This is a genomic window from Sinorhizobium sp. 22678 (genome assembly GCF_052044265.1).
Classification (GTDB): Bacteria; Pseudomonadota; Alphaproteobacteria; order Rhizobiales; family Rhizobiaceae; genus Sinorhizobium; species Sinorhizobium meliloti_A.
In genome coordinates, this window is the sequence record NZ_JBQEMS010000008.1 from 1 (window position 1) to 22,345 (window position 22,345).

Here is a 22,345-nt window from a genome sequence, read left to right on the forward strand (position 1 = left end):
TGGGACTGACGCCCAAGGATCATTCGACCGCTGGCAAGACGAGGCTTGGGGTGATCACCCGTGCCGGCGACGAGATGCTGCGAAGCGTTCTGGTGGTTGGGGCGACCTCTCTTCTTCAACAGGTCAGAGCCGGCCGAAGCCGGCATGCCTCGCAATGGCTCACCGGACTGCTGCAACGCAAAAAGCCTAAGCTTGTTGCCGTGGCGCTCGCCAACAAGATCGCCCGGATCGCCTGGAAGCTGATGGTAAGCGGCCAAACCTATCGGAGGATGGAAGAGCAGCCGCAGGCCGCATAGAGATTGGCCGCCATGGGCGCGCAACACAAAGCCGCCCGTGTCCGGCTGATGCTGTGAACTTGCAAGAGAACAAGCAGATGGTGCGATCAATCGATTCCCAAGACGCTTGACACGCCGCTCATCCCAATGGCCTTCCAAGGCCGTTGCACTGTTTGGCACAGGCGTTGCGGAAACCATCTTGGCCAGTGGCCCTGTGCGGCCACACCGAAAGGCCGAACATATGGAAGCAAGCGATCCGATCAAAAAATCTGCAAAAAACACTTGCAAAGCCACGCTCGCCGAATTGCTTCAGCGCTATGCCGACATCCTGTGGGACGAAGGCAAGCACAAATACAATGTGAAGGCCTTCGTCGGAGAGCTGGACGAGATTCTGCTCGGCAAGCGTTTCTCCGTCTTCTCGCAGGAGATGCTCGACGGCCTCATCGGTGCGCTGCGAAAGCGCGGCAACAGCAACGCGACCATCAACCGGAAGATGGCGGCGCTGCGAAAGCTGCTGCGGAAAGCGTACAAGATGGGGGATGTACACAATCTACCGGAGTTCAAGCGCCAGAAGGAGAAGGCGGGGCGCCTGCGCTTTCTGGAGGCAGACGAGGAGGAACTGCTCTTCCGGGAGATCGCGAGCCGGTCTGAACTATACCTTTATCTCTCGATATTCCTGGTGGATACGGGTGCGCGCCTGGGCGAGGCCATCGCTCTCAAATGGAACGACATCCATGAGGGCCGGGCGACATTCTGGGTCACCAAATCGGGCCGCAGCCGTACGGTCCCGCTCACCTTGAGGGCAAAGGACGCCCTGAAGAAATGTGCCGACAGAGCCCCGGGGCCCTTTTCGAGAATTGATCAGCAGAAGTATCGCGCCGTCTGGAACGCTGCAAAGGTGGATGCGCGCCTCGGTGACGAAGAAGACGTCGTTCCGCACATCCTGCGGCATACCTGCGCCTCACGCCTGGTCAGAGGCGGGATCGATCTTAGACGGGTTCAGATGTGGCTTGGCCACCAGACGCTCGAGATGACGATGCGCTACGCCCATCTCGCCTCCCACGACCTCGATATGTGCGTGCCTGTCCTGGAACGGCACCTCAAGTAAATCGCGGAACGCGCCGCAGTAGCGCGGCACTCACAATACTGTCCCAAAAAGAGAAAGCCCGGCTTTGAGCCGGGCTTTCCTTCCACTGACCGAGGTCAGGTCAGATTAGAAGTCACGCTGCAGGCGGAGGAAGCCGAAGACTTCTTCGTCGCCATTGTCCTGATCTTCGTAGTTGATCGTGAAGCGAGTGGCGAGACCTTCGGTGATCTGGTAGTCGGTCGTGATACCAACGCGCCATGCATCGTCGTTGCCGAAGTTGTTGTTCTCGTTCACGTTACCGAAGTACTGAGCGCCAGGGGTGATGGCGAACTTGTCGTTCACGTTGAAGCGGTAGGACGCAGCAACGGTCCACTCGGAGTCATCCCAGTAGGCGTTCGTTTCGGATGCCCAGATACCAGCGATCTGGAACGTGCCCGGGCCGAGGTCTGCGGAAAGCAGGGCACGGATCGCGCCTTCTTCGGCTTCCGTGTCGTAGCTGCCGAGCAAGTCGAAAGCAACGCCACCGAGCGTAGCGGAGACGATACCGGTAACGCCGACACCGTTGTCCTTAGTCGTTGCGCCTTCGAGTTCGTCGACCGAGATACCTGCCTGGAAGGTGCCGCCATCGTAGATGTAAGCGAGCGAGTTGAATTCGGTGAAGTTGCCGAGCGTGTCGGTTTCGCCGTTCAGACCCTTATCCCACCAGCTGTAGAAGAAGCCGGCCTTGAAGCCGCCGAGCTGGATGTAGGCTTCGTCGACGTCGATGAAGCTGTCGCCTTCGTCGGTGTCGTTGTCGGCGTTGAACTCAGCAGCGAAGAAGCCGGTGAGCGTGCCGTATTCGGTGTCGCTCTTCGAGTCGAACGCGATGTAAGCGCGGGAGAACATGTCCCAGTCCGACGTACCGTTGCCGGAATCGTAGCGGCTGGTCACTTCGTCACGACCAAAAGTGCCCTGAACGCGGATGAAGCCGCTGATCTTGAGGCAGGTTTCCGTGCCGGGGATGTAGAAGTAGCCCGTGCCGAAAGCGTCGCAGACGCGGACATATTCCATGGGCTCCGGCTCGGCAGCGACAATCGCGTCTGCAGCCTGAGCGCCGGAGACTGCTGCGAGAGCAGCAGCGGAGCCGAGAAGAAGGCTCTTGATGTTCATTTCTGACCTCCAGTCAAAAGTTTAAAACGGGTCTGGGTTTTTTGCTGAAGGACAGCGTTCCCTGCCCCATCCCCAATGTTCAAGAAGTCGGACGATCAACCGCCCTTGCTTCCGGAGTTGAAAATACAAAACCGGGTGGGGCGCGCAACGACCAACTTACCAGATCGACTCCTTTGCCCTGCCCTTCCCTGATCCCTGTTGCTGAAACGACACAAAATCGCCCCAGACGGCCCGAGGAAATTAACAGAGCGTTAAGAAAATCCTTTAGCGACGAGGGGTTAGCGCAGGATGTCGGGCTGTGATCTGTGTCGGAAAGGGGCAAAAAATGGCCGGAAAGGGGGTCGAAACCGGGCGAAGCCCCTGCCCAAGTCCTATCTTTTCGAGAGCCATCGACGCGTCGATCCCGGGCCCGCGCATCGAAGTCGGGCCGCTTCCCGGCCGATTCACGGAAGAATCAGCGCACAGGGATTCGCGAATCGAGAAGCACTCACGAGCGCAATCGGAATAGCTGCGCCGGCTCCACTCTTTACCCGGAGTTTTAAAATTGAGCTCCATGACCGTGAGTGCCGTCGAGGCGACGCATGCCGCATCCCCGACGCCGGGGGTACCGTCAATCGCTTTAGACAAGGGAGATTTGCCCCCGAAGGGAAACTGGCCGCGACCGATGGTGATGATCACCACGTTCGCTCTATAGCCCTATATCCGCCCTCACCTATGAACACACTTTCTATGATTGCATCGGCTGCGCTGACTTGAGCAGGGCGACAAGCTGGCTCTGCTGGTTGGTGCCAGTCAGATCGAGAAATTGCTGGGCTTTCCGTGACCATTCCCCGGCAGGCCGGCCGGGTACGACCTCGGACGACCTGCTTGATGAACTGCTCGCCCTGATACCGGATAGCCCGACGACGGGGTCGAAATCGAACTTGAAAACGGTACCAGAAAATGGTACTGGACATCCCATGAAAAAGCGTCACAGAGCCACGCTGGAACTGATCTTCGCCCGCCCGGTCAGCGGCTCGATCCGCTGGGCCGACATAGAGGCGCTGTTTGTAGCCCTCGGGGCGGAGGTCAGCGAGCGGGAAGGTTCGCGGACAGGCGTGTTCCTGTTCGGCGAAGTGCGCGTCTTTCATCGCCCGCATCCTTCACCGGATACGGATAAAGGTGCGGTTGCCAGCATCCGTAAATGGCTGGACGAACACGGAGTAAAGCCATGAACAATGTCGTTGAAATCAATGGCGAGAAGGCGGTCATCGCCTTCGATCCCGAGATTCAGATGCTGCGCGGCGAGTTTGTCGCCCTGAATGGCGGGGCCGACTTCTATGCCGAGAGCGTCCACGATCTGATTGAGGAAGGCCGCAAGTCGCTGGCCGTCTATCTCGAAATGTGCAGGGAAAAGGGTATTGAGCCTCGCCGGAAGTTCTCTGGCAAGTTCAATGTCCGCCTCACCCCTGACGAACATGCCGCAGCAGTCATTGCTGCCGCAGCCGCGGGCAAGAGCCTGAATGAATGGATCGTCGGAACCATCAGGGAGGCCGCTGAATAACGGCAATGCTGCGCGTAGGAGCGCGCATCGGGCCGAACTAAACGGTTGGCCTGTTTGAAGGAGACAGAACACGCTTCGAGGTTGGCGAAGGCGAGGCTCGCATCATGGGACCGAAGTCCCGGCTGCTACATAGGCCTTGCGGCGGGAAGTGGCGGAAACTCAGTGCCCACTCAAGGACTGTATGGCGGAGAAGAAGGGAAACGCCATCAATTCCTCAGAGAGCCCGGAAAACCGCGATCTGTGGTCGCCAAACTGCGTCGTTTGTGTTGCAGTTACGTGTAGCACCGTTAAGGCAGTTTGCAGCGCGTTGCAACGGCTGCATGTTCTGGTCAAGGGCCGTTGTTCGTTCTACACGGTCTGCATGACCCAGCCGCCTTACGCCTTTAACAACTACCGCGACGATCACCGCAGCTTCGTTGAGGAAGTCCTTAGCCACAGAGAACGCCGGGACGCCCTTCTGGCGCGGATCGAGAACACTGCGAACCGGGTTAAACGACGCTTCCTCATTCGCCAGTTTCTCAGCGACGAAAATCTGAAGTTGCTCTATCTGCTTAAGAGCGTTCGAGCGAAAAAGCTGCTCGCGAGCTATCCGCCCGACGCGATGCGTGAGGTGGCCGCAAGAATGACGGCTACCTATCATTTCTCTGAAGCCGTGACAGCAAGGACGCATCAACCCGCCCCACACAAGCGACGCCGAACCATATATGCGTTTGGCCCGGGAAAGCATGCGCTGCAATGCATGGTGGCGGACCTCATCAAGGCGATGTTCCCTCTTCCCACGGGACGGCATTTCACGATAAATGGCGGTGTCAAAGCCGCCTTAGAGGCGGTTGATGAGCATGCCCGGCAAGGGTTCATTTACGCGATAGAACGGGACATCGAGCAATTCTATCCGAACGTGAACCTCCAAGGGCTTGCGAAGTTGCTGAGGCCACTACCGGGTTCGGTGGTGATGAATGTCATCGGGTATAGACACGGGTCTCCCGGTTCGTCTGATGCTCATTCTACCTCAGTTGATGATGCGCCTCTTCCCCCCAGAGGCTTACTGGCACAAGGGAGCGCTGCCTCACCTGTCGCCGCCGAAGTTCTTGCGGCAGACCTTCTTATGGGGATGCCCGATGATGTCCGTGTAGTGTCCTACGCGGATAACATTCTGATCCTCGGACGTGCTTTAGACAGTGTGCGGGCGGCCGACAGCTACCTTGTAGGTCGCGCAAGGGACCACGAATGTGGGCCTCTGGGACTGAAGGCTCCAAAGGAGTGCATCATCACCTCACCTGCGGGGATCAATTTCCTCGGTCATGACGGCTATGGGAATGGGGAGGGCATTGACTGGATGCCGGACATCCGGGCAACTAACCACATCCTACAAGCTATAGAACTGGCACCAACCGAGCGAGCAGGCGGACTAGAAAGGGTTCGCGAAACGATAAGGAGCCTCCACCACTGGCGACGGGGTTACATCTGGAAGGACGGCGAAGAAGAAACTAGCAGATATGTCGCCCAACTCTGGGCGAAACTTGCCTTCAACGCTCCCAGCCTTTCTCGTGATTACGTGAACGCTATGCGCAACATCGTTGAGTACTGCAACGTGGTGCAAACACGGACTGGCGAATATCCCGATCTAGCGGACCTGCTACCAGATTTCTCCGATCCTCACGAAGGGCTGGGCAAGCGTCCGACTTTCATCCGAGCCATTGAGCGGCGTCTAGGCCTTCGCCGCGATGGAGAAGAAACAATCACTTAGGTCTTTATCGAGTAAGCGAGATTGTATCTGTTGCAACATGTTGCAGGACCATCGGAATGCCGCAAGTCAGGGAGAAAGTGAAAACCCCGACGTTGAACGGCTCCATAGTTACGACGGGACAGCAACAAATACTGGCAACCCTGAACCTGCGCCCCCAGGATCGCTTCAGGAACCCAAAGTCGTATTTCCTCAGTCCAGAACACGACGTGGGCTATTGCTCGTTCAAGATCGATGCACCACCGCAGCCGGGCATCTACAGAATTTCCATCGGTGACAGCCTCGTCTATATCGGGCGTGCTGCAAACCTACGCAATCGGCTCTCTGCGCAGTACGGCAACGTCTCGCCCCGTCACCCCTTTGCTGGCGGTCAGCTTCAAAAGTGCAGGACGAACGCAAAAATCAATGCAGCGCTTTGTGAAGGCCTAAGCGTTTTTGTCCGGTGGGAGGTGACCGAAGACTATGTAGCCAGAGAGAGGGACCTTCTCAGAGACGTAAGTACTCGACCGCTTTGGAACAAAAGGGGCTAGAGGACGAGACCGTCGAGAATTTGAGGCTTCGTTATGACGCGGCGGACTTGTCACGCCGCGCCCAAGCCGCGAGTGGGGGGAGCCGTATCGCGTCCCTGGCTAAGAGCAATTTTACAGCTTCCCTAGATCTTCGCTTTTATCCTTTTGACCACGCCTTCGGGTTGGGGCCTGCGCACTTCCTTCAAAGGTACTCCCGGGGCGAGAACGAGGGTATTTGGTGCTTCGAAGCCAATACAGGCGTCGAATGGCCTCGGGTCACCATTGATTGTCAACAGACCGCAGTAGAGGCTGCTCCCGTCTCTCGCCCTTCTATCCGCTATGAACCGGCGCCCAGCCGGAAACGTGTACATGTTCAAAGCATGGTCGCGCACCAAGGTCACGCGGGTGAACTCGATTGCGTCGTAGCCGTCGGCGCTGGGCAGGATCGGATCGACGGCGATGCAGCCGGTCAACGCAAGTGTCGCAAGAATAAGAGCGCGTATTCTCATTTTTTGTCTCCGCCACCGACTGAAATGCGCACACCGGCACGAGATCGGGAGCCGTTGCCGGACGGGTTCAGGGCGGCAGAGTGCGGTCTCGAATTTCGCCTCTTCGGACATGCAAGCCGTTCCCGGCTCCAATCACCTGCAAGCACGTTGATGCTCATCTACATGCCCTCACCACGATAAATCTGATCAAAGGGAACTGCGACGCCTTCGGGGATTGGCGCGCGACTGAAGATGTCTGCAACTTCGGGGCCATGGCGGGCCCGTAGCTCACCCGCGAGATCAACCGGCACTAGAGACAGCCGGGCGAACCATTCTTCGCCTGTGACCGCGTATCGGTCCACAATGCGCCGCCATTGATCCGGTTCTTTGAAACGTCGATGCAAGGCCATGTGTATGGAGTGATTGAGGGTGTGGGGCTCCCAAGAATAGTAATTCTCGCTATGTAATCTCAGTTGCTCTGTCTGCCCGGAGATGCAACATGTTGCACCGCGCCCCGCCCAGCCGTTGTCAATCATAAACATGATTAGTTGCCAGCCGCGCACCCTCTCTTCGAAGGTGAAGCCGTTATAAACCGGCGTCGTGCCCCACACCCATTTGCGCAAGCCTTTCATTCCGCAGCACCCTCCATCGCCTCGACGTTGATCGCTTGCGCGGAAACGGGCGCAAGGAAGGCCATGACAGCCGCGACCTGAGCCGCGAGCGCTGCGACGATTTCAGGCTTCTGATGCCCGGAAAGATGGAGAGCGGCACGGACCTTCAGAGACCGTTGTCCAGTGCGCTTGGCTTGTTGCCTGCTACCGGACAGCCGCCAACCCTTCCGCCGGCGCGTACTGATCAATTCTGAGCCCGCGAGGGGAAACGCGTTGCCGGATGCCCGAAGAGGGTTTCTGTCATTTGGTAGCGGCGTCCTCTGTCCATTTCTGAAATGGGATGGGATCGACCGGTTTGGAGACCTGTTTTGGCTGGTCCTTCTTGGCCTGTTCCAGATGCTTGTTCCAGAGAATGTCACGGACGAACCAATCGCATTCCGGGGTGGTCGCAAGCAAAGCATCTCTCAGCCCTTTGGTTTCAAACACGACCGTGAGCGGCATTTCTTGATAGGGCTCGACCTGCATGACGAGACGGCTACTGTCGCGTATCTCTCTGACGAAGCCTTCAGGGGTGAAGGCGCGCACCGTCGTGCGGTCTGGCATGACTTTCCAAGTAGCCACGATGGGTTGGTTCTGATCGACCCGGTAGGTGATGTCTTTCCACTCCTCGCCGTTGACTTCCTCCCCGCCGAGAAACCGCCTCCACACGATCCCAACATCACCGGTATCTTTCCGGCAGTTCAGGCCGAGGGTCACGTCCCCGGCTTCGGATTGGATCATCACCAAAGCGATGCTGCTATCATTCATGGGATCGGTATAGAGCTTGACTTGCCACTTGCCGAAATCGGCAGCAGAAGCCGTCCCACCAGCGCCAAGCGTAGCCGTCATCCCCATGAACAATGCTACCGATGCTGGTGCAACACGGTGCACCAGTTCCAACCAACGACCGCCTCTCGCTTCGAATGTCGTGAACAAAGTCCTGCCCCCAATGGGGTGGTCATCGCGGTACGTCCCCGCGAAGTTGCCCCTTCGATCCTTTGGTGATCGGGGAGTTAGTAACCGCATGACACGGCCCCACGGCCTTTAGTTCCGGAGAACCTGTTGCATACGCCGCAGGCTCCCCGACCCTACAGGTCGAAGAGTGGTGCCGTATCGGCGGCACCAGCCTAGTCATGAGGGGTTACTACGCCCCGAAGCAGCACGTACTGCTTCACCTGTTATTTGGCGTGAATTGTTTGAATTGTCAAAGGAATTGCGCTTGCAGGCGTCGAGTGACACTGGCAATTTGCGCGTGCGCTGTTCGTCGGGGGCAAGCATGAAGATATATCCGAAACCAATGCAAATAGGCGATGAGGAAGGCTTCTCGGCGGAAAAGGACCTTTTCGGTCGCGCGCAACTTGCCGGCGGTATGAGCAATCTTGTCAGCACGGTGGAGGACCCGCTCGTTATCGCATTTGACGGCGCTTGGGGGTCCGGGAAGACAACCTTCCTCAGGATGTGGGCGGGGGAACTGCGAAAAGTCGGATTTCCCGTAGTCTTGTTCGATGCGTTTGAGAACGATTACGTCGAAGATGCGTTCGCCGCTTTGGCGCGTGAACTGGTGGAACTGGCGGAGGATAAAACTTCCGTCGGAAACAAGGCTGCACAATCTTTTCGAGAGAAGGCAGTCAATCTGGGCTCATTGTTGCTCCGAGGAGCGGCCAAGGTGGGCACTAAGGCTGCGGTTCGAGCAGCGACAGCCGGAATACTGAAAGCGGAGGACGTAAAAGAAGTTGCAGAGGACCTCACCTCCGAGGCCGAGACAATGGCAGAAGCATATATGAACCAGCTTTTAGACCGGCCGCGAAAGCAGAAAGAGACGGTGGAGAGTTTCCGAGATGCGTTGACGGCACTCCCCTCCCTCCTCGCCCCGGCAACCGAGGGAGAGAAGCAAAGACCGCTGATCTACATCATCGATGAATTGGACCGATGCAAACCGCTTTTTGCATTGGCGCTGCTCGAACGTATCAAGCACTTCATGTCGGTCCCCAACGTGCACTTCGTGCTCGGCACCCATCTCCGGCAACTGGAAGGGTCGGTTCGCTTTGCATATGGCAGCGACATCGACGCCTCCGCCTATCTTCAGAAATTCATCAATTTGACGATTTCCAACGTGGAGTTCGAGCAAAAGCACCAACCGAGTGACTTCAATAAATATGCAGATTTCCTCGTCAAAGAACTGGGACTGCGAAGCGGTTCGAATAGCCCTTTGCAGCCCGCCATTGAGACCATTATTCGCATAATCCGATATGACGGGATGAGTTTCCGCACCCTCGAACGGGCATTTACAGTGCTGGCGTTGGCGGTCTCATTCACCCCGAGTAACCACCTCCAACTCGGAGGCGTCATGGGAGGGCTGGTCATGATGAAGTTATCTAGACCGGACCTATTCCGGAAGGCGAAGCGCGGTGTCCTCACGCTCCCCGAAGTGAAGGCCTTCCTGAGATTTGCGCCAGAAGAAGACGCCGACCAAAAAATGGGCTGGGAGGAGATGTGGTGGACCTATCTGCTAAGTGACACCGTTCCCGACCATCTGTCGGACTTTGGCAGGGAACTTCGGGTTCAGTACCATATTCGCGACCGGAGCGATGTCATACGCTACACCGCAAATAACGTTATCGACCGCTTGTCTCCTCCTTCACGCTAGGCAGCGAGAATACGGTAAACCGACGCGCGTCCGATCCCGAGTTGCCGAGCGATCTCACTCGCTCCGACGCCAGCCTCTTTCAACGCAAGGATTTCCTTTTCCTTTCGCCGCGCCGTAGGTGCCCGGCCCTTATATTTGCCAGCCGCCCTGGCCGCAGCGATCCCTTCCCGTTGCCGAACAAGCATGATGCTACGCTCGAACTCGGCCATCGCAGCGAAGACCGTCAGCAGCATCTTGCCGGACGGTGATTTCGTGTCCACCGCGCCACCGCCGAAATCCAGTATCCGCAGCGCCACGCCTTTCTTCTCTAACTGCTCAACAAGTGAAAGCAGGTGCGCCGTTGAACGCGCCAGCCGGTCGAGCTTCGTCACGCACAGCGTATCGCCCTCCCGGACGAACTCCATCGCCGCCTTCAACTGCTGCCGCTCACCTACCGACGAAATCTGTTCGCTGAAAATTTTGGTGCAACCCGTTGCATCAAGGTCGCGGATTTGAGCCTGAAGCCCTGCCTCCTGCTCCGCCGTGGAAGTTCTCGCGTAGCCGATTAACATTTAACCCTCTGTTTCTCATATGTTTTTACACATAATGAGAAACTGTCTCAAAAACGCAAGAGGTAAGTTCATTGAGACAGGAGCTAAATGCGTGGATGCCGTCTCACTCGGGCAAGGCCATGCGGGACGAGAAAGGAAGCAGGTCTGCCGATTTGAAGTCGCTGCCTAGAGGGCCACACCATCCTAGAATTGCCCGCGACATTTCAGTGGATCGCAGGCCGCGTCCGTTGCAGTCGCCACCATGTGTTCCTATATTGTTCTAAATTTCCGGAGGGGACACATTGGGAGTAGCGGAAGAATTTGCGGAATTTAAAGATGGGTACAATATTGGAAAGGATAAAATCTCTTCCATTTCCTACCGCTACAAGCGGATCACAGGTCAGCTAAACTGGGACTTCCGTTCATTATCGAATGATACGGCCAATAGCCTGTATGTCGGTTCATACGGTCGCGATACCGCCGCAAAAGGTGTTAGTGACTTGGATGTGGCGTACGTCCTACCGCCGGGGTTATACGCGCAATACAACGCCTATGTCTCGAACGGTCAGTCCGCACTCCTTCAGGCGGTAAGGAACTCAATTAAGAAAACCTACTCAACATCCGAGGTTGCCGGCGACGGCCAAGTCGTAGTCATTAACTTCAACGATGGCATCACGTTCGAGGTGCTACCAGTTTTTAACAATCAAGCTGGCACGTGGACATATCCAAACGCGAACAATGGCGGGAGTTGGCAGACTTGCAACCCACGTGCCGAGATCGATGCAATCCATACTCGCAACCTCGCTACCAACCGAAACCTGAAGCACTTGTGCCGGATGATGCGGGTATGGCGGGATCACAACGACGCACCCATTTCAGGTGCATTGATCGACACGCTGGCCTATCAGTTCATCGAGACGTGGGGATACCGGGACAAGTCGTTCCTGTACCACGACTACATGGCCCGCGACTTTTTGAAATATCTTGCCGATCAGGACAAGAGTAAGACCTACTGGCGCATGCCCGGCAGTGGTTCCTACGTTTGGAAGAAGGGCAACTTTCAGTCGAAGGCCCTCACGGATTACAACATCGCCGTTGCGGCTTGCGGTCTTCAAAAAGAGGAGGAAGGCCATCTGCGCCGAGCTAAATGGAGGTCGGTCTTTGGCCCAACATTCCCAACTTGAACCGGAACGCTATGCACTCGAAAGCCAAATTCGGGAGTGCTACGGGCGATGTGCATACACGCACAAGACGCATGAGAAGATGGCAGAACGGCTTCATACCCGGCACAAGCGTGGGAAATGGGCTAACATTATTCTGTCATCGTTGATTACGGGCGGTGCGGTCAGTGTGGTCTTCGCCGAGGGGTCTGCGTGGGAAGAGTACGCAGGCTACGCCACCGCCTTTCTTTCGGTCCTCAGCCTTATTTTCAATGCGTATTTAAAGGATTTGGACCCCGGCGCACTTGCACAGCGCCATCGTGAAGCTGGATCGGACATCTGGAACATTCGGGAGGCCTACCTAAGCCTCATCACGGATATATTGGATCAGGGCTCAGACCTAGCCGCACTTCGTGAACGGCGGGATGGTTTGCAGGCGGCGCTACATAAAATTTATCACGCAGCGCCACACACAGACGGGAAGGCTTACGGCAAAGCGCAGGACGCGCTGAAAAACAATGAGGACCTAACCTTCACCGAGCATGAGATTGACGTGATGCTACCTGCAAGCCTGAGACGGTCAGGGCGGAAGTGAGCGCAGGCGAAAAAGGCGAGGCGAAGCTGCACTTCACAAACAATGGCGATGTGTGGCGCGTCTCGAATAGAAGAGTTCAATAGATGACAAACCTAACCTCAGTAGATGACGTTGTGAGAATGTCGATTGAGGATTTGTTTCCAGACCAATCAATCCCAGATCAGCACAACCACCTTGGTAATGGCAAGCAACACAAGGCCCCAGACCATTTGATCCTCAATGGTGAAATCGCCATCGAAAGGAAATCACGGAACGTTGTCGATCAATCTCAATTTTACGAGAAGCTGCAAGAAATCGCCGCCCAGCAAGGCACACCATTCTGGGCGGCCGGCAGAATGAATTTGAAGGCGGTGATTAGGCAGCTACCCGATCCGGAAGGCGCCACAAAAATGATGACCGACTTCATGATGAACCAAGTCATGAAATCAGTACGAAAAGCCGAGAAGAAATTCGAGGAGTATGAGAAATTCGTGCCGAAGGACGGGCAACTACGCGTTCTGATTATCTCCGATAACACCGAAATTAAAGAGGGAACGGCATCCGTTGAGTATTTTTTTGGTCGGAAGATGGGAGCGCTTAGCTCCACCGATGACCGGGCACAAATTCTCGATGCGATCTTCTACATAAAGGACCCGCGATATACGTTAGACGAGCGAGACAGCTACTGGTTCAAAGCGCTGGTCAGAGAACGATTACCTGCCGACCGGGTGCAAAAAGCAAATGGCCTTGCAGCGGCGCTGCATCACCGAATTGCTCATTACGAACCGTATTTCCAAGCCGCCAGTGCGTTCACCCATTCATCGTTTCGAATATGCCTCGTTTGACGCACGCAAAAAGCTCGCTCGCGTATGTACGGGATCAATCCTCGTTCGCGCGTGCAACAGGTTGCAGGCATGATGTTTGCCGAGCTCATTAGCGAAACGACCGTTTTCCCCTCGGTCGGCCCATCTTTGTCCCTTACCGCCAACGGAGAGAACAATGGGTCTTCATCGTTTGATCTCGTGCAGCTATCCCGCCTATGCAAGGCTTCTCTGCGTCCAGAAGTCGCGAACGCGCATGTTGAATGCCATGCTTGATGCGCTTTCATTGAAGTAGCCGGATCGTGCGTCACTTGGCAGGGCAGCAAGCGCCGCCTCGACTTGCACAATAAAATTCGGAACGGCTTGCATGTCGAGGACGCGGCTCATCCCGTCCGGATCGGGAAGCGTCCTCGCGGTCTTCGCCATGTTCATTGCGGCGTGAAAACGTGTGACGTATTGGCGGGTCCGAATTGGAATATTCAACAAGTCGAATGCCATTGCGACCGCATCAGAGTGGTAGAGGGGTGTGCCATTGGGGGCAACCAGCTTGCCGTCGGTGGGCAATCGCGCCAATCGAAGAATTTGCGCCCGTCCGTGTGCGTCCAGATCGGCCAGCTTCCGCAAGCCAATTCGCTTGATATTGCGTTCAGTCGCTAACAAGGGTGTAGGCGCATACCTTGCTCCCTCACCAAAAGACGAAGCCAATTCCTGACACATTTGCCACGCCTTCTGATCATATGCGAAGTCGTAAAATCGCCTAGCGATAGCAATTGTCGCATCCGTCGGAGAACGAAAGGTCGCCTCCCAGCAGTCCACAGGGAACTTCCGCATCAAGTGCCGCAAGCATCGAACCGCGTAGCCCCCATGTTCGGGCAGAGCGACGATGCTAACGTTCGCAACGGGACTTTCTTCCGAATAAATCGCGTCGGCCATAGCCACGCTGCGCCCCTGAATACGGGCAATAACAACATGATCCGGGGTCCATCTGTATGGAGCGCGCGTCCGTGGGTCTAATATGAAGCGAGCTTCCTTGACCTTCTTTGGTAACGACTTGGCGAAGCCCGTAGCGGCTTTGAAATCATCGACAACAAATTCAACCCTATCCATACCCGATCCCACGCTGCAACCTTCCGGCGACGAAGGTACGCTGGATAAGGCGAAGCGGCTAGAGGGAGCCAGAGTGATTGGTCAAGCGCTTCCGATGACGTACCTTTGCCAGATTGGCATCGTGGCTCGCTCTCAAGTCCCCAGTGATATGCGAAAGATCGAACTTCGGCAGCACTAGTTTCTCAATCCAAGGCTTCAGTGTGTCGGCCTCGAAGCCCTGCCCATATGACCGGCTTGTTTTCATGGCGCGGGACCAGCCTTGAATGGCTTCGGCATAATTCTCAGGCACTTGCCCGCGATCAAGCCCATCCTTCAGTGTGTGCCGAAACATATGAAAGCAGGTCGCGGTGTCGATGTCCTTGATCCCACACGCCTTCAGGAAGGTGCCGAAGCGCTTCGAGAAGATCACCGTCTGCGTGCCGTCAGCGCCTTTTTGAACGTCTGGGAACAGGGCGCGGCTCTTTGATTTCCGCTGCTCTTCCACGAAAGTTAAGAAACCAGCCTTCAGCAAAGCTGAATGCAACGGCACCTCACGTCTACTGTAGGCGTTCTTACCCTGACGTTTACTGAGATCGAGGTAATGCGTACCTTTTTCGCTGACGCGGACGTTGTCCGCCGTTAGGCTAAGGATTTCACCTTCGCGCATACCGGTAAAGAGGCCCAACAGGGGCACCCAGTATCGGCTTCTCTTGACGATGTTTGGTCCGGGGGTTGCAAATCCGCGCTCGTCGTCCTTGCACCCGCGATAGATCGGCGCATTGAATATGGCCGCGAGTTGTTCAGGGGTGAAAGTTCCGCGCAACTCGTGCTTGGCAGGTCGTTTGCCGCGCGGCTTGATGTCGGTCACCACAAGGTCTTTGGTCATCTTCTCGTTGCTGGCCCATGTGAAGAGCCGCACCATCAATGCAACATAGATCGCCTGTGTGCCATAAGACATCGCCGGGAGGCCGTTCTGGCGAGCATATTCGATGATCTCATCTATGCTCGCGTCGGCGGACGGCGCACCCTTCTTCTTCGCGTAGTTCGGTGGCAGTTTGGCCACCGCGTCGCGGAACGCGAAGCATCGCTCGCGCGTGATAGCCGCGATTGGGGTGTCGGCTCCGAAAAAGCGCTTAATGACCTCGAAGATCGCTCGGTACTTGGCTTCCGTTTTCGCCGCCTTCGGTTCAAGGGAAATCACCCGATCCCAGAACAGAGCGATGGCTGACGCTAACGAAACCTTTGGTTTTTGGGCATCCGCTACCCGCGCCGCATCGTCCTCGCACAAGCCAATAAAGGCTGCATCTCGCGGATCGTCAGAAAAGTCACCGTCAAACCGCGCCAATTCGATGCGGCCCGCCGCCGCAAGAGCGCGACGAACCATTTGCAACAGTTGCGCATCCACGCGCTGATGATCCCGCACGCTGTAGCCGTATCGGCGCAACGCACTCAGCGTGGCTGCGTGAACACGCTGATCGGCGGCAAGGCTCTCCGGATCAAGCAAATCGCCAATGTCGCCGCTCATCTCCTCACGAACATCGGAAACTGCCTCCGGGGGATATTCCCGCGCGGTCCGCTTGCTTTCCGGATCAGAGATGCGCTCCATCACCAAGGCACGCGCAATGGCAACAGCCTCTTCCTCGCTGACCTTTAAGACATCCTGCGGCACGTCTGAGGCAGCCACACCGAGGACCAAATCACGCCGACGCCGTATTTCGGCAAACTCGGCTTGGAGCTTAGCCATTTCAATGTGAAACAAGCCCAGCGCCGCTTTGTAGTCGCCGGTTTTGAGACTGATGGGGATTTCGCGCCGCCCGAACCGGTCAACAAGGTCCGTTGGAACCCTTATGCGAAGATACCAAACGCGGCCACGCTGCATGAGGCCCGGTGGTTTTGCCATGTCGTCCATGCCCGTGCGTGTAGCACGATTGTGTTGCAGTTGACGACAAAACCTTTCGCCTAAAGGCCGAAATCCAGCGTTTCTGGGGGTTTTTAGAGGGAAATGGCGGAGAAGAAGGGATTCGAACCCTCGATACCGTTTCCGGTATACTCCCTTAGCAGGGGAGCGCCTTCGACCACTCGGCCACCTCTCCGTTAGCGCCTGACTAGTGTCACCGCGTTTCCAATGCAAGATTTTTTTGTCGAATTTCGGGAAATCATCCCATTTTCATCCGCTTCGGCGCGGTCACCACCCGATCGGGATATGGTGAAATCGTGTTGCCCGGGACTAAGAGCTGGGAGAAGCCCCTTCGAGGCGGCTGTTCTTCTACCGATTCTTCATCGCATCGATTCCGCTTCGCCTTCTTATGCGATAAGTTCCGCCGGCATTTCCGAACGGAGTACGTTTTACCAACATGTCCGCATTCTCACGCTTCACGCCACTCGTCCAATCCCTGCCGGCTACCGTCCCCTTCGTTGGCCCTGAGGCGCTCGAGCGTCAGCACGGCCGCGAGGTCGCGGCGCGCATCGGCGCCAATGAGAGCGGGTTCGGCCCGGCACCATCCGTGTTGCTGGCCATTCGTCAGGCGGCCGATGAGAGCTGGAAATATTCCGATCCCGAGAATCACGATCTGAAGCAGGCGCTCGCCGGCCATCTTCGTGTCCCAGCCGCCAATATCGCGATCGGAGAGGGAGTCGACGGCCTGCTCGGGCAGATCGTGCGCCTCGTCGTGGAACCGGGCATGCCGGTCGTGACCTCACTCGGAGGCTATCCGACCTTCAACTATCATGTCGCAGGACATGGTGGACGGCTGGTCACGGTCCCCTATGCCGGCGATCGGGAGGATATCGATGGATTGCTCGCCGCCGCGAAGCGCGAGAATGCGGCGCTCGTCTATCTCGCCAACCCCGATAATCCGATGGGCAGCTGGTGGCCCGCCGAACGCGTGATCGCCTTTGCGGACGCTCTGCCGGAAACGACACTCCTCGTGCTGGACGAAGCCTATTGTGAAACGGCGCCGCGGGAGGCAATTCCTTCGATCGAGAGCCTGATCGACAGGCCTAACGTCATACGCACGCGCACCTTTTCGAAGGCCTACGGACTGGCCGGGGCCCGCGTCGGTTACGCGCTGTCGACGCCCGGGACGGCTCAGGCCTTCGACAAGATCCGCAATCATTTCGGAATGAGCCGAATCAGCGTGTCGGCAGCGATTGCCGCACTGGCCGACAAGGAATACTTGAAGGAAGTCACGCGCAAGATCGCGAATTCACGGGAGAGGATCGGCCGGATCGCTGCCGACAACGGCCTCGTCCCTCTTCCCTCAGCCACGAATTTCGTGGCTGTCGACTGTGGAAAGGATGCGGCCTATGCGCGGGCGATCGTCGATCGGCTGATGAGCGATCATGGCATTTTCATCCGCATGCCCGGGGTCGCGCCGCTCAACCGCTGTATCCGCATCAGCACTGCGCCCGAAACCGAACTCGATCTTCTTGCGGCCGCGCTTCCGGAGGTGATCAGGAGTTTGGCTGCCACCTGAACCGGCGGCAACCGCCACGCATCAGTGCATCGTCATCCATTCGCGTGCTGCGCGCAGCGCGGCGGCGAGATCCGCCTTGCTCATCGTGGCCGCGAGGTCGGCTCGCAGGTCGGCCGCACGGTCCGAGCCCCTGATCGCGGCGATGTTCAGCCACTTGTGCGCGGCTACCAGATCCACGGGCCTGCCGCGGCCCGTCGCATAGGCGAGGCCCATCTCGCACAGAACGTCGGCGCGGTTGCCGCCGCCGATGGCGTCATCCGAAACGATCTCAATGTTAAAGAGTGCCATTTTTCTTGTCCCTGTCTTTTCTTCGTTTGAGCGAAGCGGCCCGCCCGTGGGGGCGAGCCCGGCTTCAGCTGGTATTCCTGGTCCCTGTTTCATCGAGCCTCTTGGCGGGCTTTCCGGGAAATCGCGCCGTCTTCTGCAGCGTCGCTTTCCGGTTGGTCGGCGGCTTGTTTCGCCGCTCGTCTTATGGATGTGAATATGCCTGACGGCCTTCAATGGCCGCTTAAAATCCATGCTTAATTTGACGCAAACAAAGTGCAAATGCTTGGTAAACTTGGGTTTTCGTTAAGCATCGCAGGCCCTGCAAAGGCACGCATTCGCCTCGAATTTTACGAAAATTTCACGTTCGGATTTCAACCGAACGCTAACCATGAGAACAACTGCTCTTTCAAGGACGGTGCCGCCGCGCGCGCAAGAAGCCCCTTGGAAGGCAGGGCAACGCCCGGATATTTACCTTTACGTACGCGTAATATACTGTCTGTGCCGGAGTGATCTTCATCCGCCCGATAGCCCGTGCGGCAGCAAGAGTTCGCGCTCCACAGGGAACAAGCACGCGGCAGGACCGAAGAGCCTGCCGACTTCGGAGGAAATTGCATGATTCGCACATTGCTCGTCGCAGCAGCGCTTGGCTTTGCAGCAGCCGCCCCGGTCCACGCTGCCGAACCGATCCTCGGCAAGTGGAAGACGGCGAGCGGCTCCACCGCGGAAATCGCGGCTTGCGGCACAGCCTTCTGCGTCACGCTGAAGACGGGCAAGCACGCGGGCAAGCGTGTCGGTTCGCTGTCCGGAACCGGCGGCAGCTATAGCGGCGTGGTCACCGATCCCGAAAGCGACAAGACCTATAGCGGTACGGGGTCGGTGGACGGCAATCTGCTGAAGATGCGGGGCTGCGTGCTGAAGGTGCTTTGCAAATCGCAAACCTGGACGCGTCTTTAAGCCTCCGCAGCAAGAACACGGGCGGCGCTGCACCAGATACGCCTATGGAGGGGCATTGTTCGCCCCTCCCGCGCCCCCGCATTAGCGGGCGCGCTGGCCGAATAGGACCTTCTGCGCCTCTTCGTCCTCGGCGAGGCTTTTCTGGCGAGCCCGCTCTTCCTTGCCCACTTCGATGGCCTTCTTCACCGCGGGGCGCGCAAGTACGGCGTCGAACCAGCGCTTCAGGTTAGGGAATTCGTTGAGGTCCTGGCCCTGGTTCTCGTGCGGAATCACCCAACCGATCGCGGCCATGTCTGCGATCGAGTAGTCGCCGGCGAGGAACGGCCGGTCGGCGAGCCTCTTGTTCATCACGCCGTAGAGGCGGTTCACTTCATTGGTATAGCGGTCGATGCCGTAGGCGATTCTTTCCGGGGCATATTGGCGGAAATGATGTGCCTGCCCCGCCATCGGGCCGAGGCCGCCCACCTGCCAGAAGAGCCACTCCTCTACCTCGACGCGGGCGCGCTCGTCGGACGGATAGAACTTGCCGTATTTGCGGCCGAGATACTGCAGGATCGCTCCTGATTCGAATACGAAGATGGGCTCGCCGCCCGGACCGTCCGGATCGACGATCGCCGGCATCCGGTTGTTCGGCGAGATCTTCAGGAAGTCCGGCTGGAACTGATCGCCCCGGCCGATATTTATGTACTTGACGACGTAGGGAACGCCGAGCTCCTCCAGCATTATGGTGATCTTCCAGCCGTTCGGCGTGGGCCAGTAATAAAGCTCGATCGGAGCGGTCATCGCGTCTCTCCTGATTTGTCGGAAGGACAGACTTAGGAACACGACGGCTCATCGGCAAGGCCGCAGTCCGGCGCGCATTCGTTTAAGTGCATGATCGTTCTCCCTAAACCGCTGCACATCTCCGGCGCTGCTTAGATGAACGCCAGATGAACGGACGTCTCAGCCAGAGTTCAGTTTGGTTGTGCGAAAAGACGATCAATCGATTTGAACGTGTCTCGCTTCAACGGACGGAACCATGGACATTCTCGCTCGCCGCCTCACCATTATCAGCCTGCTCATGGTCGTCTTCGCGATGACGCTTGCCGCCGCAGTCGGCGCCGACACGGAACGCCGCCGCCAGAACACCTATATCGGTTCGCTCACGGATTGCACCGCTCACACGGCGCAATACTGCCAAGCCAAACTCTGAAGGAAGCTGTGGAATGGCCGCGCTCGTCTCCTCTGCCATTCTTTCGCTCAGGCTCCTGATACTCGCGGGCCTGCTGATCGCTCCCATCGGAGCGGTCGCTTACAGCAAAGCCGCCGGTTACGGCATCGGCAAGAACGGTGCCGGCTTCGTTCTTTTCGTCACCCTCCAGCGCCAGGCGATGAGCTGATTTCGAGACGCCGCCTTCGGTCCTTGCATATCGGTTGAAAGTGCGCTCCTCTCCTGATCGGGAGGACCTGTAAGCCATGCCCGCATACGCTATCTATTTTGCCGCAGCTCTTGCCGAAATCGCCGGGTGCTTCGCTTTCTGGTCCTGGCTGAGACTTGGCAAATCCACGCTATGGTTCATTCCCGGCATGGCTTCGCTTGCGCTTTTCGCCTGGCTGCTGACGATGGTGGACGCGGCAGCGGCGGGCCGCACCTATGCCGCCTATGGCGGCGTCTACATCGTCGCGTCGCTCTCTTGGCTCTGGCTTGCCGAAGGCGTCCGGCCGGATCACTGGGACATGACGGGCGCCGCCGTGGCGCTCGCCGGCAGCGCGATCATTCTCGCGGGGCCGCGCTGAAGTACAACGTGCGGCGCTGTAGAACAAAAAACAGCACTCTTGTCGTTTGCTTGTCGAAAGGTGCTGCATATAATGCGACATGAACAAGCGAATCTCTTCACACTCCGTCCTCTCCGTCGCCACCCCTGAACCCTTCGAGCCGCAGCTCTTCGACGATGCGACCCAGGCCGTCGATTGTCTGGAAGCGCTCTACGAACGCAACACTCGCTTCCTCTGCGAAGCCTTCGAAGGTCTCGGGAAAAGCGGCAGGCCCCTCACTCGTTTCCGCGCCTGCTATCCGCAGGTCAGCATCGAGACGAGCAGCTTCGGACATGTCGATTCGAGGCTTTCCTTCGGCTATGTCAGCGCGCCCGGCGTCTACACGACGACCATCACCCGGCCCAAACTGTTCCGGCACTATTTGAAAGAACAGCTCGGCCATCTCATGCGCAACCACGGCGTCGCCGTCACGGTGTCGGAATCCTCGACACCGATCCCCCTCCATTTCGCCTTTGGCGAAGGGGCGCATGTCGAAGCGTCTGCGGCCGACGGCATCGACATTCCGCTGCGCGACCTTTTCGACGCGCCGGATCTTACGACCACCGACGACGAGATCGCCAACGGCTCCTACGAGCCGGGTCCGGGAGAGCCGTCGCCGCTCGCGCCCTTCACGGCGCAGCGCATCGACTATTCGCTCGCGCGCCTCAGCCACTATACCGCGACCAGCGCCAGGCACTTCCAGAACTTCGTGCTTTTCACAAACTATCAGTTTTATGTCGACGAGTTCTGCGCCTGGGCGCGCCAGCAGATGGCGGAGGGCGGCAACGGTTACACCGCCTTCATCGAACCCGGCAACATCACCACCCCCGCGGGTGCCGACCGGCCGGATGCCGACTATTCGCTCGCCCGCCTGCCGCAGATGCCCGCCTATCATCTGAAGAAGAAGGGGCACGGCGGCATCACTCTCGTCAATATCGGCGTCGGCCCATCCAATGCCAAGACGATCACCGACCATATCGCCGTGTTGAGGCCGCATGTCTGGCTGATGCTCGGCCATTGCGCGGGCCTGCGCAACAGCCAGCGGCTCGGTGATTACGTGCTGGCGCATGCCTATATGCGCGAGGATCACGTGCTCGATGACGATCTGCCGGTCTGGATTCCCTTACCGGCACTGGCCGAGGTGCAGGTTGCCCTGCAGGACGCCGTCGCCGAAGTGACGGGCTACAAGGGCTACGACCTCAAACAGATCATGCGCACGGGCACGGTCGCGACGATCGACAACCGCAACTGGGAACTGCGCGATCAGCGCGGGCCGGTCAAACGACTCTCGCAGGCCCGGGCCATCGCGCTCGACATGGAATCGGCTACCATTGCCGCCAACGGGTTCCGCTTCCGCGTCCCCTACGGGACGCTGCTCTGCGTGTCCGACAAGCCGTTGCACGGCGAACTGAAGCTGCCCGGCATGGCGAGCGCCTTTTACCGGACCCAGGTGAGCCAGCATCTGAAAATCGGTATCCTGGCCCTGCAGAAGCTGGCGGCGATGCCTTCCGAGAAGCTCCATTCACGCAAGCTCAGAAGCTTCTACGAGACTTCGTTCCAGTAGAGCCCGCATCCTGTCGCTCAGAAGCGT

The 22,345-nt window shown here is 57.8% G+C and carries 24 protein-coding genes and 1 tRNA gene; 15 read left to right on the forward strand and 10 right to left on the reverse strand.

The window, feature by feature from the left end; translation table 11 throughout:
* On the forward strand, positions 1-296 hold a 296-nt coding region (locus ACTJKL_RS13630), incomplete at its 5' end, for a transposase (protein WP_440853088.1).
* A gap of 220 nt (positions 297-516) precedes the next feature.
* A complete protein-coding gene (locus ACTJKL_RS13635; protein WP_440853089.1) occupies positions 517-1,383 on the forward strand; it encodes a tyrosine-type recombinase/integrase in 867 nt (288 codons plus the stop codon).
* 105 nt (positions 1,384-1,488) lie between these two features.
* On the opposite strand, the gene ACTJKL_RS13640 is transcribed toward ACTJKL_RS13635, so the two are convergent.
* Positions 1,489-2,511, reverse strand: coding sequence for a porin (locus ACTJKL_RS13640; RefSeq protein WP_275596558.1), 1,023 nt, complete (start codon positions 2,509-2,511; stop codon positions 1,489-1,491).
* A gap of 959 nt (positions 2,512-3,470) precedes the next feature.
* On the opposite strand from ACTJKL_RS13640, the gene ACTJKL_RS13645 reads away from it, so the two are divergent.
* The 3 genes from ACTJKL_RS13645 (at position 3,471) to ACTJKL_RS13655 (ending at position 5,801) form a co-directional block, all read left to right on the forward strand.
* Positions 3,471-3,725, forward strand: a complete 255-nt coding sequence (locus ACTJKL_RS13645) for a type II toxin-antitoxin system HicA family toxin (protein WP_440853090.1) — start codon at positions 3,471-3,473, stop codon at positions 3,723-3,725.
* The gene (locus ACTJKL_RS13650) at positions 3,722-4,054 is read left to right on the forward strand and encodes a type II toxin-antitoxin system HicB family antitoxin (RefSeq protein WP_324763120.1); all 333 of its coding nucleotides are present in this window, start codon (positions 3,722-3,724) and stop codon (positions 4,052-4,054) included. Before ACTJKL_RS13645 ends, ACTJKL_RS13650 begins: the two co-directional genes overlap by 4 nt.
* A gap of 181 nt (positions 4,055-4,235) precedes the next feature.
* Positions 4,236-5,801, forward strand: coding sequence for a hypothetical protein (locus tag ACTJKL_RS13655; RefSeq protein ID WP_440853091.1), 1,566 nt, complete (start codon positions 4,236-4,238; stop codon positions 5,799-5,801).
* Between the two features lie 649 nt (positions 5,802-6,450).
* On the opposite strand, the gene ACTJKL_RS13660 is transcribed toward ACTJKL_RS13655, so the two are convergent.
* The 3 genes from ACTJKL_RS13660 to ACTJKL_RS13670 form a co-directional block, all read right to left on the reverse strand.
* Positions 6,451-6,816 carry a hypothetical protein gene (locus tag ACTJKL_RS13660; RefSeq protein ID WP_440853092.1) on the reverse strand — a complete coding sequence of 122 codons (366 nt, stop codon included), beginning with the start codon at positions 6,814-6,816 and terminating at the stop codon, positions 6,451-6,453.
* 158 nt (positions 6,817-6,974) lie between these two features.
* Positions 6,975-7,427, reverse strand: coding sequence for a hypothetical protein (locus ACTJKL_RS13665; protein ID WP_440853093.1), 453 nt, complete (start codon positions 7,425-7,427; stop codon positions 6,975-6,977).
* A 279-nt stretch (positions 7,428-7,706) separates the two neighbouring features.
* Entirely contained in the window at positions 7,707-8,345 is a 639-nt protein-coding gene (locus ACTJKL_RS13670; RefSeq protein ID WP_440853094.1) for a hypothetical protein, read from the reverse strand.
* 376 nt (positions 8,346-8,721) lie between these two features.
* On the opposite strand from ACTJKL_RS13670, the gene ACTJKL_RS13675 reads away from it, so the two are divergent.
* On the forward strand, positions 8,722-10,092 hold the full coding sequence (locus ACTJKL_RS13675) for a KAP family P-loop NTPase fold protein (RefSeq protein ID WP_440853095.1): 1,371 nt from the start codon (positions 8,722-8,724) through the stop codon (positions 10,090-10,092).
* Here ACTJKL_RS13675 and ACTJKL_RS13680 read toward each other — a convergent pair.
* Complete coding sequence (locus ACTJKL_RS13680; protein WP_440853096.1) at positions 10,089-10,643, reverse strand: recombinase family protein; 555 nt, start codon at positions 10,641-10,643, stop codon at positions 10,089-10,091. The two genes, ACTJKL_RS13675 and ACTJKL_RS13680, sit on opposite strands and share 4 nt — an antisense overlap.
* Positions 10,644-10,924: 281 nt before the next feature.
* On the opposite strand from ACTJKL_RS13680, the gene ACTJKL_RS13685 reads away from it, so the two are divergent.
* From ACTJKL_RS13685 to ACTJKL_RS13695, 3 genes are all read left to right on the forward strand, one after another.
* Positions 10,925-11,806 (forward strand): SMODS domain-containing nucleotidyltransferase, encoded by an 882-nt coding sequence (locus ACTJKL_RS13685; RefSeq protein WP_440853097.1) that lies wholly within the window; start codon positions 10,925-10,927, stop codon positions 11,804-11,806.
* Positions 11,784-12,377 (forward strand): SLATT domain-containing protein, encoded by a 594-nt coding sequence (locus ACTJKL_RS13690; protein WP_440853098.1) that lies wholly within the window; start codon positions 11,784-11,786, stop codon positions 12,375-12,377. The genes ACTJKL_RS13685 and ACTJKL_RS13690 overlap by 23 nt, the downstream gene beginning before the upstream one ends.
* Positions 12,378-12,460: 83 nt before the next feature.
* On the forward strand, positions 12,461-13,201 hold the full coding sequence (locus tag ACTJKL_RS13695; RefSeq protein WP_440853099.1) for a hypothetical protein: 741 nt from the start codon (positions 12,461-12,463) through the stop codon (positions 13,199-13,201).
* A gap of 192 nt (positions 13,202-13,393) precedes the next feature.
* Here the strand turns inward: ACTJKL_RS13695 and ACTJKL_RS13700 are convergent, their stop codons facing one another.
* The 3 genes from ACTJKL_RS13700 to ACTJKL_RS13710 form a co-directional block, all read right to left on the reverse strand.
* On the reverse strand, positions 13,394-14,284 hold the full coding sequence (locus ACTJKL_RS13700; protein ID WP_440853100.1) for a hypothetical protein: 891 nt from the start codon (positions 14,282-14,284) through the stop codon (positions 13,394-13,396).
* 58 nt (positions 14,285-14,342) lie between these two features.
* Positions 14,343-16,172, reverse strand: coding sequence for a DUF6538 domain-containing protein (locus tag ACTJKL_RS13705; RefSeq protein WP_440853101.1), 1,830 nt, complete (start codon positions 16,170-16,172; stop codon positions 14,343-14,345).
* Positions 16,173-16,266: 94 nt separating this feature from the next.
* Positions 16,267-16,356: transfer RNA gene (locus ACTJKL_RS13710), tRNA-Ser, on the reverse strand.
* A 261-nt stretch (positions 16,357-16,617) separates the two neighbouring features.
* On the opposite strand from ACTJKL_RS13710, the gene ACTJKL_RS13715 reads away from it, so the two are divergent.
* On the forward strand, positions 16,618-17,739 hold the full coding sequence (locus ACTJKL_RS13715) for a pyridoxal phosphate-dependent aminotransferase (protein ID WP_440853102.1): 1,122 nt from the start codon (positions 16,618-16,620) through the stop codon (positions 17,737-17,739).
* 21 nt (positions 17,740-17,760) lie between these two features.
* On the opposite strand, the gene ACTJKL_RS13720 is transcribed toward ACTJKL_RS13715, so the two are convergent.
* On the reverse strand, positions 17,761-18,027 hold the full coding sequence (locus ACTJKL_RS13720) for a sel1 repeat family protein (protein ID WP_100672044.1): 267 nt from the start codon (positions 18,025-18,027) through the stop codon (positions 17,761-17,763).
* A gap of 591 nt (positions 18,028-18,618) precedes the next feature.
* On the opposite strand from ACTJKL_RS13720, the gene ACTJKL_RS13725 reads away from it, so the two are divergent.
* A complete protein-coding gene (locus ACTJKL_RS13725; protein ID WP_018094582.1) occupies positions 18,619-18,960 on the forward strand; it encodes a DUF2147 domain-containing protein in 342 nt (113 codons plus the stop codon).
* Positions 18,961-19,041: 81 nt separating this feature from the next.
* Here the strand turns inward: ACTJKL_RS13725 and ACTJKL_RS13730 are convergent, their stop codons facing one another.
* Positions 19,042-19,743 carry a glutathione S-transferase family protein gene (locus ACTJKL_RS13730; RefSeq protein WP_440853103.1) on the reverse strand — a complete coding sequence of 234 codons (702 nt, stop codon included), beginning with the start codon at positions 19,741-19,743 and terminating at the stop codon, positions 19,042-19,044.
* Positions 19,744-19,978: 235 nt separating this feature from the next.
* Here ACTJKL_RS13730 and ACTJKL_RS13735 point away from each other — a divergent pair, with 235 nt between their 5' ends.
* The 4 genes from ACTJKL_RS13735 to ACTJKL_RS13750 all read left to right on the forward strand — a co-directional run bounded on the left by ACTJKL_RS13735 (position 19,979) and on the right by ACTJKL_RS13750 (position 22,318).
* Positions 19,979-20,152 carry a hypothetical protein gene (locus ACTJKL_RS13735; RefSeq protein ID WP_003527318.1) on the forward strand — a complete coding sequence of 58 codons (174 nt, stop codon included), beginning with the start codon at positions 19,979-19,981 and terminating at the stop codon, positions 20,150-20,152.
* Between the two features lie 13 nt (positions 20,153-20,165).
* Complete coding sequence (locus ACTJKL_RS13740) at positions 20,166-20,339, forward strand: hypothetical protein (RefSeq protein WP_003527319.1); 174 nt, start codon at positions 20,166-20,168, stop codon at positions 20,337-20,339.
* A 76-nt stretch (positions 20,340-20,415) separates the two neighbouring features.
* Positions 20,416-20,736: a YnfA family protein gene (locus ACTJKL_RS13745; RefSeq protein ID WP_440853104.1), complete on the forward strand. Its 321-nt coding sequence runs from the start codon at positions 20,416-20,418 to the stop codon at positions 20,734-20,736.
* Positions 20,737-20,815: 79 nt separating this feature from the next.
* Complete coding sequence (locus ACTJKL_RS13750; RefSeq protein WP_100672040.1) at positions 20,816-22,318, forward strand: AMP nucleosidase; 1,503 nt, start codon at positions 20,816-20,818, stop codon at positions 22,316-22,318.
* Positions 22,319-22,345: the final 27 nt, after the last annotated feature.

Excerpts from the sequence above, each read along its gene's own strand:
- ACTJKL_RS13645 (WP_440853090.1), top strand. The coding sequence starts at position 3,471 with ATGAAAAAGCGTCACAGAGCCACGCTGGAACTGATCTTCGCCCGCCCG.
- ACTJKL_RS13660 (WP_440853092.1), bottom strand. The coding sequence starts at position 6,816 with ATGAGAATACGCGCTCTTATTCTTGCGACACTTGCGTTGACCGGCTGC.
- ACTJKL_RS13720 (WP_100672044.1), bottom strand. The coding sequence starts at position 18,027 with ATGGCACTCTTTAACATTGAGATCGTTTCGGATGACGCCATCGGCGGC.
- ACTJKL_RS13740 (WP_003527319.1), top strand. The coding sequence starts at position 20,166 with ATGGCCGCGCTCGTCTCCTCTGCCATTCTTTCGCTCAGGCTCCTGATA.
- ACTJKL_RS13725 (WP_018094582.1), top strand. The coding sequence starts at position 18,619 with ATGATTCGCACATTGCTCGTCGCAGCAGCGCTTGGCTTTGCAGCAGCC.
- ACTJKL_RS13695 (WP_440853099.1), top strand. The coding sequence starts at position 12,461 with ATGACAAACCTAACCTCAGTAGATGACGTTGTGAGAATGTCGATTGAG.
- ACTJKL_RS13730 (WP_440853103.1), bottom strand. The coding sequence starts at position 19,743 with ATGACCGCTCCGATCGAGCTTTATTACTGGCCCACGCCGAACGGCTGG.
- ACTJKL_RS13655 (WP_440853091.1), top strand. The coding sequence starts at position 4,236 with ATGGCGGAGAAGAAGGGAAACGCCATCAATTCCTCAGAGAGCCCGGAA.
- ACTJKL_RS13640 (WP_275596558.1), bottom strand. The coding sequence starts at position 2,511 with ATGAACATCAAGAGCCTTCTTCTCGGCTCCGCTGCTGCTCTCGCAGCA.
- ACTJKL_RS13705 (WP_440853101.1), bottom strand. The coding sequence starts at position 16,172 with ATGGACGACATGGCAAAACCACCGGGCCTCATGCAGCGTGGCCGCGTT.
- ACTJKL_RS13750 (WP_100672040.1), top strand. The coding sequence starts at position 20,816 with ATGAACAAGCGAATCTCTTCACACTCCGTCCTCTCCGTCGCCACCCCT.
- ACTJKL_RS13665 (WP_440853093.1), bottom strand. The coding sequence starts at position 7,427 with ATGAAAGGCTTGCGCAAATGGGTGTGGGGCACGACGCCGGTTTATAAC.
- ACTJKL_RS13735 (WP_003527318.1), top strand. The coding sequence starts at position 19,979 with ATGGACATTCTCGCTCGCCGCCTCACCATTATCAGCCTGCTCATGGTC.
- ACTJKL_RS13650 (WP_324763120.1), top strand. The coding sequence starts at position 3,722 with ATGAACAATGTCGTTGAAATCAATGGCGAGAAGGCGGTCATCGCCTTC.
- ACTJKL_RS13745 (WP_440853104.1), top strand. The coding sequence starts at position 20,416 with ATGCCCGCATACGCTATCTATTTTGCCGCAGCTCTTGCCGAAATCGCC.
- ACTJKL_RS13675 (WP_440853095.1), top strand. The coding sequence starts at position 8,722 with ATGAAGATATATCCGAAACCAATGCAAATAGGCGATGAGGAAGGCTTC.
- ACTJKL_RS13700 (WP_440853100.1), bottom strand. The coding sequence starts at position 14,284 with ATGGATAGGGTTGAATTTGTTGTCGATGATTTCAAAGCCGCTACGGGC.
- ACTJKL_RS13635 (WP_440853089.1), top strand. The coding sequence starts at position 517 with ATGGAAGCAAGCGATCCGATCAAAAAATCTGCAAAAAACACTTGCAAA.
- ACTJKL_RS13680 (WP_440853096.1), bottom strand. The coding sequence starts at position 10,643 with ATGTTAATCGGCTACGCGAGAACTTCCACGGCGGAGCAGGAGGCAGGG.
- ACTJKL_RS13715 (WP_440853102.1), top strand. The coding sequence starts at position 16,618 with ATGTCCGCATTCTCACGCTTCACGCCACTCGTCCAATCCCTGCCGGCT.